The 20,842-nt window shown below is 43.8% G+C and carries 18 protein-coding genes and 1 pseudogene (1 of these 19 running past the window's edge); 8 read left to right on the top strand and 11 right to left on the bottom strand.

Annotated features, from left to right (window positions below):
- A protein-coding gene (gene pssA / locus NFS34_RS08510; protein WP_251359595.1) for a CDP-diacylglycerol--serine O-phosphatidyltransferase crosses the window boundary here: on the bottom strand, positions 1–742 show its 5' portion. It extends 92 nt beyond the left edge of the window; only the first 742 of its 834 coding nucleotides appear in the window; its start codon is at positions 740–742; its stop codon lies off the left edge, out of view.
- Positions 743–919: 177 nt separating this feature from the next.
- On the opposite strand from pssA, the gene NFS34_RS08505 reads away from it, so the two are divergent.
- A complete protein-coding gene (locus NFS34_RS08505; RefSeq protein ID WP_251359594.1) occupies positions 920–1,210 on the top strand; it encodes a DUF3579 domain-containing protein in 291 nt (96 codons plus the stop codon).
- Positions 1,211–1,294: 84 nt separating this feature from the next.
- Positions 1,295–1,771, top strand: coding sequence for a DUF4124 domain-containing protein (locus NFS34_RS08500; RefSeq protein ID WP_251359592.1), 477 nt, complete (start codon positions 1,295–1,297; stop codon positions 1,769–1,771).
- A gap of 58 nt (positions 1,772–1,829) precedes the next feature.
- Here the strand turns inward: NFS34_RS08500 and clpB are convergent.
- The 4 genes and pseudogenes from clpB to rluD form a co-directional block, all read right to left on the bottom strand.
- Positions 1,830–4,408, bottom strand: a pseudogene (gene clpB, locus NFS34_RS11660) (ATP-dependent chaperone ClpB).
- A 177-nt stretch (positions 4,409–4,585) separates the two neighbouring features.
- Entirely contained in the window at positions 4,586–5,323 is a 738-nt protein-coding gene (locus tag NFS34_RS08490; protein WP_251359590.1) for a lysophospholipid acyltransferase family protein, read from the bottom strand.
- Positions 5,310–6,056 carry a peptidoglycan editing factor PgeF gene (gene pgeF / locus NFS34_RS08485; protein WP_251359588.1) on the bottom strand — a complete coding sequence of 249 codons (747 nt, stop codon included), beginning with the start codon at positions 6,054–6,056 and terminating at the stop codon, positions 5,310–5,312. The genes NFS34_RS08490 and pgeF overlap by 14 nt, the downstream gene beginning before the upstream one ends.
- Positions 6,057–6,065: 9 nt before the next feature.
- Positions 6,066–7,040, bottom strand: a complete 975-nt coding sequence (rluD, locus tag NFS34_RS08480) for a 23S rRNA pseudouridine(1911/1915/1917) synthase RluD (protein ID WP_376707976.1) — start codon at positions 7,038–7,040, stop codon at positions 6,066–6,068.
- Positions 7,041–7,157: 117 nt separating this feature from the next.
- Between rluD and NFS34_RS08475 the strand changes: the two genes are divergently transcribed.
- Entirely contained in the window at positions 7,158–7,919 is a 762-nt protein-coding gene (locus NFS34_RS08475; protein ID WP_251359584.1) for an outer membrane protein assembly factor BamD, read from the top strand.
- Positions 7,920–8,018: 99 nt separating this feature from the next.
- On the opposite strand, the gene NFS34_RS08470 is transcribed toward NFS34_RS08475, so the two are convergent.
- Together NFS34_RS08470 and NFS34_RS08465 are read right to left on the bottom strand one after the other, a co-directional pair.
- Entirely contained in the window at positions 8,019–8,357 is a 339-nt protein-coding gene (locus NFS34_RS08470) for a P-II family nitrogen regulator (RefSeq protein WP_251359582.1), read from the bottom strand.
- A gap of 34 nt (positions 8,358–8,391) precedes the next feature.
- Complete coding sequence (locus NFS34_RS08465; RefSeq protein WP_251359580.1) at positions 8,392–10,008, bottom strand: NAD+ synthase; 1,617 nt, start codon at positions 10,006–10,008, stop codon at positions 8,392–8,394.
- 146 nt (positions 10,009–10,154) lie between these two features.
- Here NFS34_RS08465 and NFS34_RS08460 point away from each other — a divergent pair, with 146 nt between their 5' ends.
- The 4 genes from NFS34_RS08460 (at position 10,155) to ppnN (ending at position 15,173) form a co-directional block, all read left to right on the top strand.
- Positions 10,155–11,717 carry a nitrogen regulation protein NR(II) gene (locus NFS34_RS08460; protein WP_251359578.1) on the top strand — a complete coding sequence of 521 codons (1,563 nt, stop codon included), beginning with the start codon at positions 10,155–10,157 and terminating at the stop codon, positions 11,715–11,717.
- On the top strand, positions 11,717–13,045 hold the full coding sequence (locus tag NFS34_RS08455; RefSeq protein WP_251359576.1) for a sigma-54 dependent transcriptional regulator: 1,329 nt from the start codon (positions 11,717–11,719) through the stop codon (positions 13,043–13,045). Before NFS34_RS08460 ends, NFS34_RS08455 begins: the two co-directional genes overlap by 1 nt.
- Before the next feature lie 164 nt (positions 13,046–13,209).
- Positions 13,210–13,737: a GspH/FimT family pseudopilin gene (locus tag NFS34_RS08450; RefSeq protein WP_251359574.1), complete on the top strand. Its 528-nt coding sequence runs from the start codon at positions 13,210–13,212 to the stop codon at positions 13,735–13,737.
- A gap of 68 nt (positions 13,738–13,805) precedes the next feature.
- Positions 13,806–15,173: a nucleotide 5'-monophosphate nucleosidase PpnN gene (gene ppnN, locus NFS34_RS08445; protein ID WP_251359572.1), complete on the top strand. Its 1,368-nt coding sequence runs from the start codon at positions 13,806–13,808 to the stop codon at positions 15,171–15,173.
- A gap of 77 nt (positions 15,174–15,250) precedes the next feature.
- Here the strand turns inward: ppnN and NFS34_RS08440 are convergent, their stop codons facing one another.
- The gene (locus NFS34_RS08440) at positions 15,251–16,180 is read right to left on the bottom strand and encodes an electron transfer flavoprotein subunit alpha/FixB family protein (protein ID WP_251359570.1); all 930 of its coding nucleotides are present in this window, start codon (positions 16,178–16,180) and stop codon (positions 15,251–15,253) included.
- A complete protein-coding gene (locus NFS34_RS08435) occupies positions 16,181–16,930 on the bottom strand; it encodes an electron transfer flavoprotein subunit beta/FixA family protein (protein WP_251359568.1) in 750 nt (249 codons plus the stop codon).
- A gap of 209 nt (positions 16,931–17,139) precedes the next feature.
- Here NFS34_RS08435 and NFS34_RS08430 point away from each other — a divergent pair, with 209 nt between their 5' ends.
- Positions 17,140–18,795, top strand: coding sequence for an electron transfer flavoprotein-ubiquinone oxidoreductase (locus tag NFS34_RS08430; RefSeq protein ID WP_376707938.1), 1,656 nt, complete (start codon positions 17,140–17,142; stop codon positions 18,793–18,795).
- A gap of 46 nt (positions 18,796–18,841) precedes the next feature.
- Here NFS34_RS08430 and NFS34_RS08425 read toward each other — a convergent pair whose 3' ends face one another.
- A complete protein-coding gene (locus NFS34_RS08425) occupies positions 18,842–20,158 on the bottom strand; it encodes a DUF3466 family protein (protein WP_251359566.1) in 1,317 nt (438 codons plus the stop codon).
- Positions 20,159–20,180: 22 nt separating this feature from the next.
- Complete coding sequence (maiA, locus tag NFS34_RS08420; protein ID WP_251359564.1) at positions 20,181–20,840, bottom strand: maleylacetoacetate isomerase; 660 nt, start codon at positions 20,838–20,840, stop codon at positions 20,181–20,183.
- Between the last annotated feature and the right edge of the window lie 2 nt (positions 20,841–20,842).

Below are 20,842 nucleotides of genomic sequence, written 5' to 3'. Positions count from 1 at the left end.
GACGTTGTTTGCGCTCGGCACGAATGTCTTTAATACGCCAGACGGTCATTAAAGGTCCCGACAGTGCGTAGATCCCGAAACCCACAAACAGCACCAAGGGCGGTTCCGAAGCAATAAGGATAAACAGCAGAACCACCACCAGCATACCGATAAATGGAACCTTTTCTTTCCACTTAACTTCTTTAAAACTGGAATAACGGAAGTTACTGACCATTAATAGACCGGTAACGATTGTTAAAATACCGATGTAAACTCCGTAAGCCCCCGCCTGCCACTGGTACTCAGCGCCCAACCAAACCAAACCGGCTAGAATCGCCGCCGCGGACGGACTCGCCAATCCTTGGAAATAGCGTTTGTCGGCAGTTTCGACTTGGGTATTGAAGCGAGCCAGTCGCAAAGCAGCGGCCACTACATAGACGAAGGTTGCGAGCCAACCAAATTTACCTAAATCAGAAAGTGCCCAGTTATAGATCACCAATGCCGGTGCTATACCGAAAGAGACCATATCCGCCATAGAGTCATACTCAGCACCAAAATCGCTTTGTGCGTTAGCCATTCTGGCCATACGACCATCAAGGCCATCCATTATCATGGCGATAAAAATTGCAATCGCGGCGTACTCAAAGCGGCCTTGCATAGAAGCTACTACCGCATAAAAACCCGCAAACAAACCAGCGGTTGTGAGCAAATTGGGTAGCAAATAGATCCCTCGACGCGAACTAAAGCGTTTTTTCATTTTCATAAAAAGCTCTAAGTTTTTAAGCTATGATTTTGATTTCAATAGGGTAACATAATCCATCTTTACTAGAGAAGCATTTTCAAATTTGATAGGCTGAGGCTCAGAACCAAATTAGGAGCTATTGACACTCGGATCTTTTCTGGCAAGATAGCCGCACTTTTAAGAGAGTCTTTTTGAGAAATGACTACTGACGGCAATAAACGCTACATTATTCAAGGCATTACCCAGTCAGGCGACAAGTTTCGTCCGAGCGACTGGGCTGAACGGATGTGTGGCAATTTATGCAGCTTCAGAAACCGTCGTATGATCTACTCTCCACTGTTAAGGCCGGCAGTCATTGAAGGCATCAAATCAGTCATTGTCCATCATCAACTAGAACAGCAGCACCCCAATCTATTTAAAGAAATTCTCGACTTTGCTCATAAAAATCAGCTAAAGATCAACGAAGAGTCTATAGAAACAATAACTTAGCATCGAAACAACCCTAAGATTTAGTCTTGTAGCATCAACGCTATTCAGGCATTATTAAGCCTTGAATAATTAGAATTGCCATTGATGATGTTAATTAAAGGAAGTTTTATGCCTAAGTTTACGATTTTTTTATCCATTTTAACGCTGACTTTGATGTCGAGCTTATTTACAGGTTTGGCGCAGGCAGGTGAGATTATTTATAAATGGAAAGATTCGAGTGGTCAGATCAAATATACCCAATCGAAACCACCTTCTGGGATTGCTTATACTATAATTCGCGATCGGAGCGCTAAAGATGTGCTGGCAAAAGAAATATATAAGAAGCCTGAGCAAGCAGCCTCAAAAGCTAACAACGAATCCTCGAATCAGGCTGGCTTTTCTTCCAAAGAAGAAATTAGACGTAAAAATTGCGAAATATCTAAAAGCAATCTAAACGCTCTTGAAAATGGCGATAAGGTGAAAGTAGTTGAAAATGGCGAAGAGCGATTTTTAACTGACGAAGAAAGAAGTGAAAGATTGACCACCGTTAAAGAGAATATAGAGCGCTTTTGCGATAGTTAAAATAAAGCGAGCGAGCTGACAAGCCCGCTCGCTTTTTATTGGCTAATTACAAGCTACATTAGCTAGTAAAGACTAAACTGTGATCTTGTAAACCGACCTTAATCACGGCACCTTTGGCGAAGTCACCCTGCAACAGCTTTTGCGCTAAAGGATTTTCCACATAGGCTTGGATGGCTCTTTTTAAAGGTCTTGCGCCAAACACTGGATCGAATCCCACATCCGCTAAATAATCCATCGCTTCTTGACTAAACTCAATGGCTAGGTCCATCTCCGCCAGACGCTTATTCAAGTTAGCCAGTTGGATCTGAGCAATTTGTTTTACCGCTTGCTTACCTAAACTGTGGAACACAACCGTTTCATCAATCCGGTTAATAAACTCTGGGCGAAAGAAGCTGCCAACCATTTCCATCAATTGCGATTTAAGATCCGTTTCAGAAGCAGTATCATTATCTGAATTAAAGTTTTGAATCAGATCAGATCCTAAGTTAGAAGTCATGACCACTACCGTATTTCTAAAATCCACGGTTCGCCCCTGACTATCAGTTAAACGACCGTCTTCTAACACCTGCAGCAAGACGTTAAATACATCAGCATGGGCTTTTTCCACTTCATCAAATAACACCACCGAATAGGGTTTACGACGTACCGCTTCGGTCAAATAACCGCCCTCTTCATAACCCACATAGCCTGGAGGCGCACCGATTAAGCGCGCTACTGCATGCTTTTCCATAAACTCCGACATGTCGATCCTTACCATGGCATCTTCTGTATCGAACAAGAATTCTGCCAAGGATTTACACAGCTCGGTTTTACCCACTCCGGTTGGCCCCAAAAACAAAAATGAACCATTGGGCCGATTCGGATCGGATAAGCCCGCTCGTGAACGGCGCACCGCGTTGGAAACCGCCACCACCGCTTCATCTTGACCAATCACCCTTTGGTGTAAATAAGACTCCATCTGTAGCAGCTTGTCTTTCTCTCCTTGCAGCATTTTTGAAACAGGAATACCGGTCCATTTTGCCACCACTTCGGCAATCTCTTGATCGGTGACTTTATTTCGCAATAACTGCATGTCAGCCCCATCATCTTCAGCGTCACTAGCCGAAGCTAATTTGGCTTCAAGCTCTGGAATCAAGCCGTATTGCAGCTCGGACATTTTCGTCAAATCGCCTGAGCGTTGCGCAGCTTCAAGATCCGTCCGCGCCTGATCAAGCTCAGCCTTAATATTTTGAGTACCATGCACCGCAGCTTTTTCCGCCGTCCAGATCTCATTGAGCTCAGCATACTCCTTTTCCAACTCAGCAATGGTCGCTTCCAGATCCGATAAACGCTGCTTAGAGCTATCGTCGGTTTCTTTTTTAGAGCTTCGCGTTGAATTTTCAACTGGATCAAACGTCTGTCAAGCTTATCCATCACTTCAGGCTTTGAGTCAATTTCCATCCGGATACGGCTAGCCGCCTCATCGATCAAATCAATCGCCTTATCCGGCAATTGACGGTCGGTAATATAGCGCTGCGATAAACTGGTCGCGGCAACAATCGCCGGATCGGTAATTTCCACCCCATGATGCACTTCGTATCGTTCTTTAAGACCACGCAGTATGGCGATGGTATCTTCAGTAGTAGGCTCATCCACCAAGACTTTTTGGAAACGACGCTCAAGCGCTGCATCTTTTTCCACATATTGGCGATACTCATCTAAAGTAGTAGCGCCAACACAGTGCAATTCGCCGCGCGCCAAAGCAGGTTTAAGCATATTACCCGCATCCATAGCGCCTTCTGCCTTACCCGCACCTACCATAGTATGCAACTCATCAATAAATAAAATGATTTGCCCTTCTTGTTTTGACAAATCTTTAAGCACAGCTTTTAAACGTTCTTCAAATTCGCCTCGAAATTTAGCACCAGCAATCAAGGCGCCCATATCTAAAGATAAAACCCGTTTATTTTTAATACCTTCTGGCACTTCGCCATTAACGATTCGTTGTGCTAAACCTTCGATAATTGCGGTTTTACCCACACCAGGAGCACCAATTAACACCGGATTGTTTTTGCTGCGACGTTGCAACACCTGAATACAGCGACGGATCTCATCATCACGACCAATGACGGGATCCAGCTTGCCGTTTTCGGCTCGCTGGGTTAAATCGATAGTATATTTATCCAAAGCCTGACGATTATCTTCGGCATTGGGATCGTTAACATTTTGTCCACCACGAATTTGGCTAATAGCCTCTTCCACCATTTGTGCGGTAACGCCATTGTCTTTTAGGGTTTTACCTAAGCTTTTATCGCCAATCGCCGCCAATAAAAACAACTCCGACGAAATGTATTGATCGTTTCGTTGTTGCGCAAATTTATCGCACACGTTTAATAAAGCCCCGAGCGATTGTGAAACATGCACTTCACCCGCGGTACCGCTAACTTGCGGCATCTGCGATAACTTTTGCTCTAAGCTTTGTGTCAATTGCGCTGGGTGAACTCCAATTTGATTTAAGATCCCAACAATGCTGTTGCCCTGTTGATTGAGCATCGCTAACAGCAAATGCTCTGGCTCTATAAATTGATGATCTTTGCCCACAGCCAAAGATTGCGCATCGGCTAAAGCGTTTTGAAATTTACTGGTTAATTTGTCCATTCTCATCGAAATAGATCTCCGCAAAAATACTATGCACTAAGCTTCAAGCAGCAAACAATGGCCAATAGCTTAGCGAACTAACATGATTAGAAGATGCGGTTTAAGGGAATTATTTCAAGAGCGGCTTGGTGAATAATTGTGCAAACCCAGAGCTGGCAAGAACTGCTATAGACTCGATTAAAGTGACTCTCGATGCCCCAACAATAACTCACCGAGTTTTAACAAGCTATCTGTTTGTTCAAAATACTCATGGTCTAGATTTGGATGTTGAGTCACGACACAGTTAGAGCGCAAAAATAAAGGCGTGAAAACGCTTCCTTGGCCCCGCACGCCAGTTAGCCTAGCAACAAAAATAGGAACTTTAGAAAGTTGCGCTAGTTTTCTAATACCTGGCTTCACTCGATACGGTTGCTCATGATCCAAATGAATTTTACCGTGCGGAAATAAAGCGATAATCTCACCTTTATCTAAAGCGCGTTTAGCTTGTCGAAAAGCAATATCAGCGCGTCCGGTTCGATCCACCGGAATACAGCCAGCGCCTTTAAAAAGCCATTTTAGATACCAACGTTGATATTCCTCCTTGGCAATCATAAAGCGAATTGGTCTGTCGCATGCGGCAATGAGTAAAAACGGATCGATTCCCGAAAAGTGATTGGAAATCACCAGAGCGCCACCAGTTTTCGGTAAGTGAAAACGATTGGCAGTACTGTCTAAACCTTTAAATTTCAGATTATGGAAGTTGAGGCAATAATAACGAAAAATACCGTCAATGCGATTAAAGAAAGTCCCGCCCCAATCCACTTGGTTGTATTTTTTTCCCAAACGATTCAGCAGTAGCAACACAATCAGCAGCGCAAGGCCAAAACATAAGCCAATAATGGCACCTAAACCCAGCTCCAAATTAACCATGTTCATCTTCAATCCAAATCATGCTCGCCATGCGACCGGTTTCGCCATCACGGCGATAGGAAAAAAATTGCTTAGGATTAGCATAGGTGCAAAGACCACTTTGATAAACTTCGACCCCTTGCTGCTCTAACTGTAGCTGGGCGATGGCAGGCAAATCCGCTAAAAACCTATCATGATTACTCGCTTCAAAAAATGCTGCAAAATCTTGGTTTGCTTGCCCAAACAGTGCTTTGACTTCTGCGCCCACCTCAAAGTGCTGTTGCGAAATCGCCGGTCCAATCCAAGCCATTAACTGACGTGGTTCTTGAAAAAGCTTTAGCGCATTTAACAAAATACCCTCGGCCATACCGCGCCAACCGGCATGAACTGCTGCAACAAAATCAGCTTGTTTGGAACACAATAATACGGGTAAACAGTCCGCAGTCATCACCACGCAGGCCTGCCCCGCTTGACGACTAAAAACACCATCTGCCTCACAATTAATATTTGAATCTTGGTATTGAACAACTGTTGTGGAGTGGGTTTGAGTGAGCCAATGGGGGGCCTGCGGGTGCTCGAGCCTTTGCTCAAGCAACTGACGATTAGCGGCAACCGATTGCGACTCATCATTGACATGCTGCGCCAAATTCAATCCATCAAAGGGCTTATCGCTCACTCCGCCTTGGCGATAGGTTGAAAAGGCTTTAATCTTGCTAGGCGCAGGCCAATTGGGGCTAATAACCTCTAAAGTATTCGACATGTTTTTTTGTTATTCTTGATTCTCAAAAAAGTCTTTATTCTTGCGCAACGATACCAATAGTTGCTGCATGTCGCTAGGCAATGGTGCTCGCCATTCAATGTATTCACCAGTAGCAGGATGCATTAACCCCAGCAAACTAGCATGCAATGCTTGGCGCCTGAAACCACCAATGGTCTCTCGTAGCTCGGGGGTGATTTTAGTAGGCGTACGAAAGCGACCACCGTAAAGCGGATCGCCAATTAGCGGAAATTTTAAATGCGCCATATGCACCCGAATTTGGTGGGTTCTGCCTGTTTCTAGTCTTAATTTAATGTGACTATGATCTAAAAACTTTTCCACTACTCGATAATGGGTAATAGCACGCTTACCATCGGGCGTTACCGCCATCGAAGTTCTTTTGCTCGGATGGCGACCAATAGGCGCATCAATGGTACTACCGGAGACCATAACACGATTGGTTACGGCATCGTATTCGCGAGTAAAAGCGCGATTTTGCAGTTGCTCCACCAGCTCCGTATGGGCCGCGATAGTTTTAGCAACAACCAATAATCCGGTGGTTTCCTTATCTAAACGGTGGATAATCCCCGCTCGTGGTAAGTTGGCAAGCTCAGGGGCATGGTGCAATAAAGCATTGACCAAGGTACCGTCACGATTGCCAGCGCCGGGATGTACCACCAAGCCAGCAGGCTTATTAATCACCAACAAGTCATCATCTTCATAGGCAATATCTAGCGCAATGGCTTGCGGCTTCCAATCGCCTTCAACTTTAATAGTTGCATCAACTTCGACCAGCTCAAAACCAGCCAGTTTATGTTTTGCACTAGTTACTAGTTGACCATTGAGCTTAACGAAGCCTTGCTTGATCCAATCTTGAATACGCGCACGCGAATAATCGGTAAATTCCTGAGCCAGCGCAAAATCCAGCCGTTGGCCGTAAACTTTTTCGTCGAATGTATGTCTGATTTCTACGGTTTGTGTACTCATACTGATTATTTTTAGGCAATACCACTGTAAATTCTTGTAATAAGGATTGGCGTGATCGGTTTGCTCGGTTAGAATGTTGCACATTGTATCAGGCTCTTAATCAACTAGAAAATCAATATGCAAAAACACCTACTTATTTTCGTCGCGCTGCTTAGCCTTACCTTAGCCGGCTGTTCGACCACACCTGATGATGAAAAAACGGAAGTTGAGTCGTTAACCGCTCAAGAATTGACCACTAAAGCTAAAAGCGCTTTGAATGCTGGCAACTATACCCGCGCCATTGAATTACTCGAAGAAATTGATACCCGCTATCCTTTTGGCCGAATTTCAGAGCAAGTAAAACTGGACCTTATTTTCGCTTATTTTAAAAAAGGTGGATTCGAGCAAGGTCAACTTCAAGCCGATCGTTTTATTCGTCAACATCCGCAACATAAAAGCCTAGCTTATGTTTACTACATGAAAGGGGTAATGTACTACGAACAAGAAAAAGGCTTTTTTAAGGATATATTAAGTGCCGATATGCACAAGCGCGATACCAGCAACCTAAAAGCCGCTTTCGACAGCTTTAAATCTTTGGTGCAAGTTTATCCTGAAAGTGAGTATGCGCCCGATGCCCGCCAACGCATGATTCAAATTAAGAACCTGCTAGCACAGCACGAATTGCATATTGCGCGCTTTTATATGGATCGAGACAGCTATGTGGGCGCAGCCAACCGCGCTAAATACATCGTCGAAGCCTATCCAAAATCCACCTCAGTGCCGCAAGCCTTAGAAATTTTGGTGAATTCTTATAAATTATTGGATATTCCAGAATTGGCGGAGCAATATCGCCGGGTTCTATTGTTGAATTATCCTGATTACGACTTAGCTGAGTTTTAAATGAACCATAAAAAAGGCGCTTAGTTAAGCGCCTTTTTTACCTCTGTAGCATAGAGACTGGTGGCAAAACCATTAATCAATGCAAATATTTTTCATTACCTAAACCGCTTCTTCGCCCTCTTCCCCTGTACGAATACGCACCACTCGTTCAATCGAGCTTACGAAAATTTTACCGTCGCCAATTTTTCCGGTTCTGGCGACTTCGACGATGGTTTCGACGCAGCGTTCAACTAGCTCATCGCTAACGACAATTTCCAGTTTGGCTTTGGGCAGAAAATCCACCATATATTCAGCGCCGCGATACAGTTCGGTATGGCCTTTTTGTCGACCAAAGCCTTTCACTTCGGTAACCGTCATACCGTTAACCCCAATCTCTGTTAAAGCTTCGCGAATATCATCCAGCTTAAATGGCTTAATAATGGCTTCTATTTTTTTCACGTTCAAATCCCCAAATACATTTTCCTAAACTGCGTTATTTAAACTGACGACCATAACCTGAGGTTATCGGGTAACGGCGATCACGGCCAAAGGCTCTGGAACTGATTCTAACCCCTGGAGCCGACTGGCGTCTTTTATGTTCGTTAATATCCACCAACCATATCACACGCCGCACCACCGCCTCATCAAACCCTAAAGCGACTATTTCGGCAATACTTTTATCCTGCTCTACATAAGCTTCTAAAATTGGATCGAGGATCTCATAAGGCGGCAAATTATCTTCATCTTTTTGATCGGGAGCTAATTCAGCCGAAGGCGCACGAGTGATAACCCGCTCAGGGATCACCGGCGAAATGGTATTACGGTACTCTGCCAGTTTATAAACCAGCGTTTTTGGAACGTCTTTAAGTGGATTAAAACCACCGCACATATCGCCATACAAGGTACAATAGCCCACCGCGACTTCCGACTTATTGCCTGTCGTCAAGACGATTCGGCCAAACTTGTTGGACAACGCCATTAATAAAACGCCGCGCGCCCGCGCCTGAATATTCTGTTCGGTCACGTTAGGCTTAGTACCTTTAAATTTATCTTCGAGCTGAGCCATAAAAGCGTTATACATAGGCTCAATCGAAATAATATCAAACTCAATCCCTAAAGCTTGCGCTTCGGCAGTGGCATCTTCGATACTCATACTGGCGGTATATTTAAAAGGCATCATCACCGCGTTGACGTTTTCTGCGCCCAGTGCATCCACTGCTATGGCTAAGGTCACCGCCGAGTCGATACCGCCGGATAAGCCCAAAAGCGCGCCTGTCATACCATTTTTATGGATATAGTCGCGAGTGCCTAATACCAATGCTTGCCAAATTTCTGCTTCATCGTGCAACTGCACCGAAGTGCTTCTCTCGGTAACTAAAGTATTATGGATATTATCGAATTCAAACAGCACAAAGTCTTCTTCAAATTCATTGGCCACAAAAATGGTATCGCCATTAGCATCGTACGCGATGGAAGCGCCATCGAATAACAATTCATCTTGACCACCAATTTGATTAACGTACAGAATGGGTACCTGATTTTCACCTGCTCGAGCGCCAATCTCCTCTTCACGGCGATGGCCTTTACCAAAATAATAAGGCGAAGCATTGGGACTGACGATAATTTCTGCTCCAGCAGCCTTGCAAGCAGCACTTGGCTCCGGAAACCACAAGTCTTCGCAAATCAGAATCCCTACCTTGACCCCATTAATGGTCACCACACAGTCCTTATCGCCTGGGGTAAAGTAACGCTTCTCATCAAAGACCGAATAATTGGGTAACAATTGTTTGCGGTAACAAGCAAGCAGCTGCCCTTTATGGATCAGGCTGGCGCTATTAAAGAGTTTATCGCCGACTTTTTCCGGATGGCCAACCACTAAGGCAACCTTCGAGTTCAATTGGCGCAACTCTTCAAGGGCGCTATCGATTAACCAATACAGATCCGAGCGTAGCAATAAGTCCTCAGGTGGATAAGCGCTCAAGGACAGCTCTGACAGCACCAATAGCTCGGCACCGGCTTTTTCGGCCTTGGCTAACGAAGCCTTAATCAGTTCCAAATTGTGCTGGATGTCACCGACGATATAATTATTCTGAGCTATTGCTATTCGCATCAAGAGAATTCCCAAACCATTTGTTACTATTTTCCAACATTTTTAATTTTTTTCAATGAGTTATGTGAGTTTCCCTTGAAAAGCGCTAACTATCTGATTAATCTAATTGCCAAAGGGGAAATTGATGGATATCAAGAGCGGTACTCGTGACGGATAATAACAAAAAGATTGAGCTGGGCTGGCAGTTTCTGCGCTACTACAGCCTAGTGCGGCTGGTGATCGCCCTATTCTTTGTAGCAAGCCCCTTTATCATTGGCGACAAATCCGATTACCACAACTTCCAACTGTTTCAATCCGTAGCCATCAGTTACCTGATCTTAGCTTCGTTACTGCTGTTTATTGCCTTGAGTGAACAGCGCTTCCAGCTCATGTCAGTGGTCCAGCCATTGGTGGATATTGGCATCCTAGGGCTGCTCGCTTATTTAGGCCATTCCAATACCTCTGGCTACGCGGTATTAATGGCGATTGTGTCGATCTTTGCTCTATTATTATTACGACACCGGTTAGCACTTCTCTATGGCGTAGGTGCAGCTTTATTGCTCTTTTTAGTCCACTGGCTAAGGGCTAATGAAATTAGCGATAGCGCCTATCTGGATTTATCACTACAAGCTTTTGCCATTTTGACCGTATCGCTTTTGGCTAACTCACTGGCTCGTCGTTTAACCAACTATGAATCAGAGGTGATGGAGCATAGCCACTCCATTCAAGATATGCATCAACTAAACCGCGATATTATCAACACCATGAACCGTGGTTTTATTGTTATTGATAGCGAACAGCATACTTTATATATGAATAAAATTGCTTGGTATTATTTCGGCAACCCGGCTAACGCCTTATCACAGGAGTTAGGCAGTTTCGCGCCAGAGTTAACTCAGCAAATAAAAGCCAGCAACAAAGATGAGTTCGAAGGGCAGTTATTTAAAGCTAATAATAATGGCCCTAGAATTTTACCGCGCTTTCAAAAGCTTGCCAATAAGGATAGAACCTTGATCATTTTGGAAGATTACTCTGAAATTTCTAAGCGCATTCAGCAAGCAAAGCTGGCATCCCTAGGGCAACTAACCGCCAGCATCGCGCATGAGATTCGCAACCCGCTAAGCGCCATTAACCAAGCCAGCCAGATGTTCGAAGAGTTTGAATCGAACACCCAGCAAGAAAAAGATTTATTACAAATCATTCAGCGTCAATCTAAGCGCATCAATAACATTATCGAAAATGTGCAAATGGTCTCTAAACGTAAAATGCCTAGCCGCAACGAGTTGGTATTGGAACGTTTTCTACCCAGTTTTATCCATGAATTCAAACAAGGTTTAAACTTCGATGCTGAAATTTTGTGTGAGAATATTGATGAAAACTTAAGCATCCGATTCGACCAAAGCCAACTCAAACAGGTTTTGTCCAATCTGTTTGAAAATGGTTTAAAATACAGTTTTATCAATACCAAACGATATCGTTTGCATATTACCGCGACACAAGACAAGATAACCAAACAACAATTTTTAGATATTATTGATGAAGGAGTTGGCATTTCTGTCGAAGAATCAGAAAAAATCTTTGAACCCTTCTATACTACTAACCATGATGGTACCGGTTTGGGACTCTACATTTCGCGCGAATTATGTGAAGCCAATGGCGCCCAGCTCGAATGTATTCCCGTAGCTTTTGGCGGTGCTTGTTTTAGGATTATTTTTGATAATAGACCCTGATGAAATTACCTGTTAACGAACCTAAAGTTTTAGTGATTGATGACGAAGCCGACATTCGTCACCTTCTAACCATGAGTCTTATTCAACTCAACATCGAAGTAGATAATGCTAAAGATGTGGCTGAAGCTATGAGTAAATTGCAGACTAACGAATACCACTTTTGCATTACCGACATGAAGCTTCCTGATGGAAATGGCTTGGATATTGTTAAACATTGCCATACCACCATCTCACATATGCCAATTGCCGTCATTACAGCCTTTGGCAACACCGATACCGCGGTGGAAGCCATGAAGTTAGGCGCGTTTGATTTTCTGGCAAAACCGATCGAGTTAGTTCAATTACGCCAGTTAATTAAAAATGCGTTTAATTACAACAAAGAACAAGAGCCTAAAGAAAAATACCATTCTATCGAGCTATTAAATGGTAAAAGTGACTCCATCAAAGAACTGCACGCGCAGCTGGATCGCGTTGATCAATCCAACGCGCCCGTGGTAGTGCAAGGAGCCAAAGGTACGGAAAAAGAAAAAATCGCCAACTTGATCCATAGTCGCAGCTCTCGCTCTGAGTTTAAAGCTATCAGCCTAGATTGTAGTACACAAGATGCCGAAACGATTGAGTCGCTGCTATTTGACGACACCGCCGATCGCGAATCTTTGCTTGAACAAGCCAATAACAGCAGCCTTATTATTAGCAATATTCACCAGCTCAATAAAAATACCCAGCGCAAATTGCTACAAGTGATTGAAAGCAAAACTTTTGAGGATGAAAACACTCAAGAAATGACGGTTATTGATGCGCGAATTATCATTTGCACCGAACTGCCTCTGGAAAAATACGTAGCAAACCTCAGTTTACGGGAAGATCTGTATTTCCGCCTAAACATCCTAAACGCAAAAATACCAAATTTGGAACAGCGTAGTGAAGATATCGATCTGCTAATCGACATCTATTCCAGTAAATTAAGTCCGGATCACCAAATCAGCCCGCAGGCCAAAAAAGAATTACTCAGCTACAAATTTCCCTACAATTATCGTGAGCTCGAAAATTTAATAAGAAAGGCCGCCGCCAGCGATAACAAAACCGTTAATAGCTTCCAACTCGATACCAGCTCCAATCCCGTTATGATAGATGAGCCTTCGGCCAACCCTGATGAAATCACTTTGCGTGGCGATATGAGCCTAGATGAATACATTGCCGCAATTGAACGTCAAGAAATCCTAAAAGCGCTTGAAAAAACCCGCTGGAACCGCACCGAAGCAGCCAAATTACTGGGTGTGAGCTTCCGAACTATTCGCTATAAAATCCAGAAACTCGACATCAAATAATCCATTTCTGACAACCGTTTGAGACATTACTGATGCTATTTTTAGCCGCAGCTGATACCGCTTGGACTCTCCTTGCTAGATACTAATTCCTAAGCCTTGCTCAAGCTATACAAAAACAATCGCTTGGGCTAGTGGCAAAGGATAGCAAGCAGAAGGATTTTAAGATGTATCAAATAACCGCTAATAGCAAAGGATTTACCCTTATCGAACTAATGGTCACTGTCAGTATATTTAGTATTAGCACCCTATTTTCATTGGGTTTTATCGGCAAACTGCTAGAAAAAAACAAAGTGTCAGCCGATACCATGCGACTATTAAGCCTAATATCGCAAGCCCGAAATAGTGCCATTAGTCACAACAGAGACACTTATTTTTGTAGCATCAATTCTGAGCAAGACTGCCAAAGACAATGGCAAACTGTGGTGGTCATGACTAAAGATACACAGCACAACAAGATTCTGGCTCAACATCAACTTAAGGCCAATTATCATAACGTTAACTGGTCAAGTTTTCAGCGCAAAGCCTATCTCGCCTTTAATAGCCGCGGTTACAGCAAACATCAAAATGGCACCTTATATCTATGTCATGATAATTATTCCGATCTCAGTCGTGCTATTGTAGTGAGCAAATCGGGTAGAGCGCGTATCGTGAAGCAATCACATGCTTTAGCACAAAAATGTCAAAAAACTTAAATCTTGAGGGCTGGGGTTCTGGCATGCATGGTGGTAAACTGTGGTGACACCATAAAAATTAACCTTGCATGATACAAACCATTCCTGTCACCGAGATCACCGCCCAGTCCGGTTTAGAACTCCTTACCAACGACGAAATTAAACAGCTCAGCAAAGATACCAATGGTGAACAATATTTATTGTTAAAAAAGTGTATCTTGGCGGTACTCAATAGCGGCGAAGCCACCGATGATATTTATCACGTCCATCAACAATTGAATAGCTTCGATATCGAAATTATTCAGCTTAACAAAGGTTTAAAGCTAAAAATCTACAATGCACCTGAATCCGCATTTGTGGATGGCAAGATGATCCAAGGCTTACACCAACAAGTATTTAGTGTTTTACGAGATATCGTATTTTTAAAGCAAGAGTTGGAGTTTAACTCGCGCATCGATTTTAAAACTAAAAATGGGATCAGCAACGCAATTTTTCATATCCTACGCAACGCAGAAGCCTTCAGAATTGGCGCGGATCCCAATATGGTGGTCTGTTGGGGCGGTCACTCGATCCCGCATCATGAATACAAATACACTAAAGACGTCGGTTATCGCTTAGGATTGCGCAATTTGAGCATCATCACCGGTTGCGGCATTGGTGCCATGAAAGGCCCGATGAAAGGCGCTTTAGTCGGTCATTCCAAGCAACGGGTTTGTGATGGTCGTTATGTCGGGATCACCGAACCTGGCATTATCGCTGCTGAGTCGCCAAATCCTATCGTCAATGAGTTGATTATCATGCCGGACATTGAAAAGCGCTTGGAGGCTTTTGTACGGCTTGGTCATGGCTTTGTGGTTTTTCCTGGTGGCGCCGGAACCGCCGAAGAAATTCTATATATTTTGGGTATTTTACTGAATCCAAAAAATAAGGACATTCCCTTTCCTTTGATTTTTACAGGACCAATTGAAGCTAAAGCCTATTTTGAGCAAATTGATAACTTCATTGGCAAAACGCTAGGCCAAGAAGCCCAAGCGAAGTATCAAATTATTATCGATGATCCGATAGCGGTTGCTAAAGCTACACAACAAGGGATTGATGAAGTACGTCAATACCGCAAATTAAAACAAGACGCTTACCACTACAATTGGCAACTGGAAATCGATTGGGATTTCCAAGAAGAGTTTATCCCAACCCATGCAAACATGAGCCAACTTGACTTAAAGCTCGATCAGCCAAACCATTTGTTAGCAGCGAATTTACGCAAAGCTTTTTCTGGAATTGTTGCGGGCAATATCAAAGAGCAAGGTATTGAAGAAGTCAAAAAGCATGGACCCTATCAGCTCTTTGGCGATAAAGAAGTGATGCAATCTATGGACGCCCTGCTAAGAAGCTTTATCGATCAAGGGCGCATGAAGCTTGAGCAAAAAGACTACAAGCCTTGCTTTGAAATACAATAAGCCAAACTCGATAACCATTTAAATAACCATAAAAAAAGCCGAGCAACTGCTCGGCTTTTAAGATCTTACATACACATTTAAAGCGCTTCGTTTAGCTCTGGAATCACTTTAAATAAATCAGCTACCAAGCCATAGTCAGCCACTTGGAAAATGGGCGCTTCTTCATCTTTGTTAATCGCCACAATCACTTTTGAGTCTTTCATACCCGCTAAATGTTGGATAGCACCTGAAATACCCACCGCAATATATAACTCTGGAGCAACAATTTTACCGGTTTGGCCTACTTGGTAATCATTCGGAACAAAACCAGCATCGACCGCAGCACGCGAAGCACCAACCGCTGCACCGAGTTTATCGGCTAAGGTTTCTAACATGGCAAAGTTCTCACCCGAACCCATACCACGACCACCAGAAACAATCACGCGAGCAGAGGTCAACTCAGGACGCTCAGAAACCGTTAGTTCTTCGCCAACATAGTTTGAAGTTCCAACATGATCCACTGATGAAATCGATTTAACAGCCGCAGAGCCACCGTCATAAGCCAAGGCATCAAAACCGGTAGAACGCACCGTAATCACTTTCTTGCTATCGTTTGATTTAACCGTGGCAATAGCGTTACCCGCATACACGGGACGCTCGAAAGTATCATCAGAATCAATTTTGGTAATGTCAGAAATTTGCTGAACATCCAACAAGGCCGCTACTCGAGGCATACAGTTTTTACCAAAGGTCGAGGCTGGCGCTAAAATATGGCTATAATCCTCCGCCATCGACAACACCAATTTTTCCACGTCTTCGGCCAACAAATGCGCATAATGCTCAGCATCAGCCACTAAGACTTTATTCACGCCTTCGGCTTGCGCTAATTGATCGGCCACCGCTTGGCAGTCATGCCCAGCAACCAAAACCACCGTATCGCCAGACAATTGGCTAGCTGCGGCAATGGTATTAAAAGTCGAAGCTTGAGCCTGCTCGTTATTGTGTTCTGCAATTACTAAAGTCGTCATTTAGATCACCTTCGCTTCGTTTTTCAATTTATCCACCAATTCAGCAACCGTTTCCACCTTGATGCCCTCTTTACGCGCTGGCGGATTGGATACTTGCAAAGTCTCAGTGCGCGGTGCTACGTCAAGGCCTAAATCGGCAATCGCTATTTCGTCTAAGGGCTTACGTTTGGCTTTCATAATGTTTGGCAAAGAGGCAAAGCGCGGCTCGTTCAAACGTAAATCCGTGGTCACGATAGCTGGCAAACCTAATGCCACCGTCTGCAAACCGCCATCAATTTCACGGGTCACTGTCGCTTTGCCATCTTCAACTTTGACTTGCGAAGCAAAAGTTCCTTGGCCCCAACCTAATAAGGCACCCAACATTTGACCGGTTTGGTTGTTGTCGCTATCAATCGACTGTTTGCCCAGTAAGACTATTTGTGGTTCTTCTTTTTCCACAATATTCTTCAACACTTTCGCAACAGCCAAAGACTCTAAATCGTCATCAGATTTAACCAAAATGGCCTTGTCAGCACCAAGCGCCAACGCCGTACGCAACGTCTCTTGGGCTTGCTGCGGGCCAATTGAAACCGCAACGATTTCCGAAGCTACGCCCTGCTCTTTTAGACGCACCGCCTCTTCAACTGCAATTTCGCAAAAGGGATTCATCGACATTTTGACATTGGCTGTCTCAACGCCAGTGTTATCAGCATTAACGCGAACTTTTACATTCGCATCAATTACACGTTTGATCGCAACTAGAATTTTCATAAAAACCCTATCAATGTATAATTCTTGGCAAAATAGACGACCTAGCCGACTATCTTTAGTAAAATAGGTCGCAATGGTGACCTTTTCGAGCCTTAAGGTCAATAGTTAAGGCCGTTTTTTAACCGAAATTTTGCCCTTTTTAAGCGCATTTAACGCTCAATCAGGCACTTATAAAAAACTATTATTGATTAGCATTAAGAGGTGATTTCGTGGAACGCGAATTTATGGAGTTTGACGTGGTAATTGTTGGCGCAGGCCCTGCGGGTTTATCCGCCGCCATTCGCTTACGTCAATTAGCCGAAGAAACAGGCCAAGACTTGATGGTGTGTGTGGTCGAAAAAGGCTCAGAAGTGGGTGCGCACATTCTATCTGGCGCGGTATTTGAACCCACAGCATTGAACGAACTAATCCCAGATTGGATCGATAAAGGCGCGCCACTGAACACCAAAGTTACTGGCGATCAAATTCATCTATTCCGTAGCCAAGACAAAGGCATCAAGGTCCCGAATTTTTTTGCTCCGAAAACTATGCACAACGATGGTAATTACATCATTAGTCTGGGCAATTTGTGTCGTTGGCTAGCCGAGCAAGCCGAAAGTTTAGGCGTAGAGATTTTCCCTGGCTTTGCCGCGGCAGAGGTATTGTATAACGACGATGGGGCAGTAAAAGGCATTGCCACCGGCGATATGGGCATTAGTCGCGATGGCGAGCAAAAAGACGGTTACATGCCCGGCATGGAGTTGCACGCAAAATACACCCTATTTGCCGAAGGCTGTCGCGGTCACCTAGGTAAAGAATTAATCGCTAAGTTTGAACTGGATAAGGGTAAAGAACCGCAGCATTACGGCATTGGCATCAAAGAGCTGTGGAAAGTCCCAGCCGAGCAACACCAAGAAGGTCTAGTGGTCCACAGCGCTGGCTGGCCTTTGTCGGAGTCTGGCTCAGCGGGCGGCGGCTTCTTGTACCATATTGAAGATAACCAAGTGGTTGTGGGCTTAATTACCGATTTATCTTATTCTAATCCCCACGTCAGCCCATTTGATGAGTTTCAGCGTTACAAACACCAAACCAGCATCAAGCAATTCCTTGAAGGCGGCGAGCGCATTTCTTACGGTGCTCGCGCTATCACCAAAGGTGGTTTGCAATCACAACCCAAAATGTCATTCCCTGGCGGCTTGTTGATCGGTGATGATGCAGGTACTTTGAACTTTGCCAAGATTAAAGGCTCACATACCGCCATGAAGTCAGGCATGATTGCCGCCGAAACGGTAGTTAGTGCTATCAAGGCCGAAAAAGCTAACGACGACCTTGTTGAATTTGCGAAAAATTATAAGGACTCTTGGGCTTGGAAAGAATTGCATACCCAGCGTAATTTCGGTCCTGCACAACATAAATGGGGTAATATTTTAGGTTCGGCTTATGTCTTTATCGACTTAAATATCTTTAACGGTAAGCTACCTTGGACCTTGAGCGATCCACAACCGGATCATGCACAATTAGCGCTAGCAAAAGATAGCAAGCAAATTAATTACCCTAAGCCTGATGGCAAGTTGTCTTTTGACAAGTTGTCTTCGGTATTTATCTCCAACACTAACCATGAAGAAGATCAACCGGTTCATCTTAAGTTAGCGGATCAAACCATACCCATTGAGGTAAATCTAGAAAAGTATGCCGAACCGGCCCAACGCTACTGCCCTGCTGGAGTGTATGAAGTCGTACGCGATGATAATGGCGAAAATCCAAGCTTTGTCATCAACGCGCAAAACTGTGTGCATTGTAAAACTTGTGATATTAAAGATCCGTCGCAGAACATCACTTGGGTAGTACCCGAAGGCGCTGGTGGACCCAATTATCCCAATATGTAACTTTTAAACTCGGATATAAAAAAAGCGGCTTAAACCGCTTTTTTTATTATTGCTGATTTCTTTTTCTTCGTAACCCAAACAATGCTAATAACGAAAGTCCAAACCAACTAAAGCTACCGCCACCATCGCTATCGTCTTCGTCAGGCGTCTCGCATACTTCTACAGCATCACCAGTAGGTTCTAGTTTAAATGCTCTAACTTCAAACATGGTTTCACCATCAATCACATCTTCACGTAACCCATAACCAATGATTTCGCCATTATTGTTTATGTTGGTTGCACTATCGATACGCCAACCTGAATCACATGGAATAAGATCATTTAGATCTTTTAACTGACCATCTTCGTACAAAAAGCCGGTATTTAGACCCGCTGTAGGAACTGATACCAACGCTTGTCCCACTATCTGCTCATTATCATTTATAGCATTTGCCGTCGCATTGTCGTAGTCCGAGTCAAAGTAAGGTAGTTGCTTTAACTCATTATCTGTTGCGGGATCATATTTGAAGGCAACGGTTCTGGTAGAGTTGGATCTTCTACGGGCGTAGCCTACAATAACTCCATTATTGTTAATATCAGACGCAATGGTAACCAAGGTACCAATATTTGGTAGCTCTTCTAATTGCGCGGGATCACTAACATTAGTTAAAAAGCCGCGAATGCCTGCCGAATCACTGTCTTCATCATATTGAGTCCAACCGACAATATCACCATTATCATTTATACTTAAAGGATGAGTCTGACCGCCATCAGGATCCTCCCTTAAAGAAGGAAGTACGACTAAGCCTTCACCGTTGCTACTGTTAACTACAAACCCCCTATTAACATTAGGCGTAGTATCATCATCATCTAAATCAACAAAGGCGTTACCAACAACAATCCCACTGTTATTAATATCGAAAGCTTTCGCACCCGTTAATTCATCTAACCCTGGGATTTTTGTGATACCACTACCATTAAAAATGGTGGCAAAATTTTCACGAATTTCGATTTCATTACCTTCATCAGTGGTTTCTGTTCTCACTTCATCGGAATAACCAACAATAACGCCACCGTCATTTATTGACAGAGCAACACTAGCAATACCGCCTTCAAGTGCTAGCAAATCCAATACGCCAGAGTCTAAAAAAAACAGCGCATGGCTATTAAACTCTCTAACCAAGTTTCCGTTTTCATCTTCGCTTAACGGACCATTACCATAACCAACGACTTCACCAGCGTTATTGATGCCATAAGCAAAACTATTAGTTCCACCTTCTACTTTGCCTAAATCGATAATTTCATAAGGGGCAGCCATGGCAAAACCCAGGCCAAAAGTCACTGCGCTAGCGATCAATGTTTTTATAAATAATCTGGTTTTCATTATCAGTCTCTTAAAGATGCTGTTATACGGCATCCGGTTGTGATTCGGGTTGTGCGTCTTTGAACGCATCTAATGTTAAACAGTGTTGCTCAATGGCAACCAAGCGCGGATAAGGCGTTAAATCCACGTCAAATCTGCGCGCATTGTACATTTGCGCCACGATAAATGCATCCGCCAATGTTGGCTCTTGACCAAAGGCAAAACTAGCAACCTCGCCATCGGTGGCGTTGAACTGGCTTAATTGTTGCTCCAGTGCGCTGAATCCTTGCTGAATCCAGTGATGATACCAAGCGCCTTTAGCTTCATCAGAAACACTCAGTTCGCCTTGCAAATACTTCAAAATACGCAAATTATTCACGGGGTGAATGTCGCAACCTATTGCTTGGCACACACTTCTGACTTGCGCTTTGACAAAAGGTTCAGCAGGCAGTAAATCAGGCCCCTCAAAGGTCTCATCCAAATACTCACAAATCGCCATCGACTGGCTTAAGAATTGACCATTATGCTCCAACAAGGGCACTAGCCCTTGCGGATTTTTTGCTCGGTATTCAAGTTTATGCTGCTCGCCACCATCTTTAACCAGATGCACTGGAATGGTTTGGTAGGATAAGCGCTTTAAATTTAGAGCAATTCGCACCCGATAAGCTGCGGTGGATCGCCAGTAACTATAAAGTTTTAGCATCT

It is taken from the genome of Kangiella sp. TOML190 (genome assembly GCF_023706045.1).
GTDB lineage: Bacteria > Pseudomonadota > Gammaproteobacteria > Enterobacterales > Kangiellaceae > Kangiella.
This window is presented reverse-complemented; position numbering and strand designations above follow the sequence as displayed.

What these genes read in the sequence shown, in the direction of transcription:
- NFS34_RS08505 (WP_251359594.1), top strand. Translation starts at nt 920, where the DNA reads ATGACTACTGACGGCAATAAACGCTACATTATTCAAGGCATTACCCAG.
- NFS34_RS08500 (WP_251359592.1), top strand. Translation starts at nt 1,295, where the DNA reads ATGATGTTAATTAAAGGAAGTTTTATGCCTAAGTTTACGATTTTTTTA.
- NFS34_RS08490 (WP_251359590.1), bottom strand. Translation starts at nt 5,323, where the DNA reads ATGAACATGGTTAATTTGGAGCTGGGTTTAGGTGCCATTATTGGCTTA.
- pgeF (WP_251359588.1), bottom strand. Translation starts at nt 6,056, where the DNA reads ATGTCGAATACTTTAGAGGTTATTAGCCCCAATTGGCCTGCGCCTAGC.
- rluD (WP_376707976.1), bottom strand. Translation starts at nt 7,040, where the DNA reads ATGAGTACACAAACCGTAGAAATCAGACATACATTCGACGAAAAAGTT.
- NFS34_RS08475 (WP_251359584.1), top strand. Translation starts at nt 7,158, where the DNA reads ATGCAAAAACACCTACTTATTTTCGTCGCGCTGCTTAGCCTTACCTTA.
- NFS34_RS08465 (WP_251359580.1), bottom strand. Translation starts at nt 10,008, where the DNA reads ATGCGAATAGCAATAGCTCAGAATAATTATATCGTCGGTGACATCCAG.
- NFS34_RS08455 (WP_251359576.1), top strand. Translation starts at nt 11,717, where the DNA reads ATGAAATTACCTGTTAACGAACCTAAAGTTTTAGTGATTGATGACGAA.
- NFS34_RS08450 (WP_251359574.1), top strand. Translation starts at nt 13,210, where the DNA reads ATGTATCAAATAACCGCTAATAGCAAAGGATTTACCCTTATCGAACTA.
- ppnN (WP_251359572.1), top strand. Translation starts at nt 13,806, where the DNA reads ATGATACAAACCATTCCTGTCACCGAGATCACCGCCCAGTCCGGTTTA.
- NFS34_RS08440 (WP_251359570.1), bottom strand. Translation starts at nt 16,180, where the DNA reads ATGACGACTTTAGTAATTGCAGAACACAATAACGAGCAGGCTCAAGCT.
- NFS34_RS08435 (WP_251359568.1), bottom strand. Translation starts at nt 16,930, where the DNA reads ATGAAAATTCTAGTTGCGATCAAACGTGTAATTGATGCGAATGTAAAA.
- NFS34_RS08425 (WP_251359566.1), bottom strand. Translation starts at nt 20,158, where the DNA reads ATGAAAACCAGATTATTTATAAAAACATTGATCGCTAGCGCAGTGACT.
- maiA (WP_251359564.1), bottom strand. Translation starts at nt 20,840, where the DNA reads ATGCTAAAACTTTATAGTTACTGGCGATCCACCGCAGCTTATCGGGTG.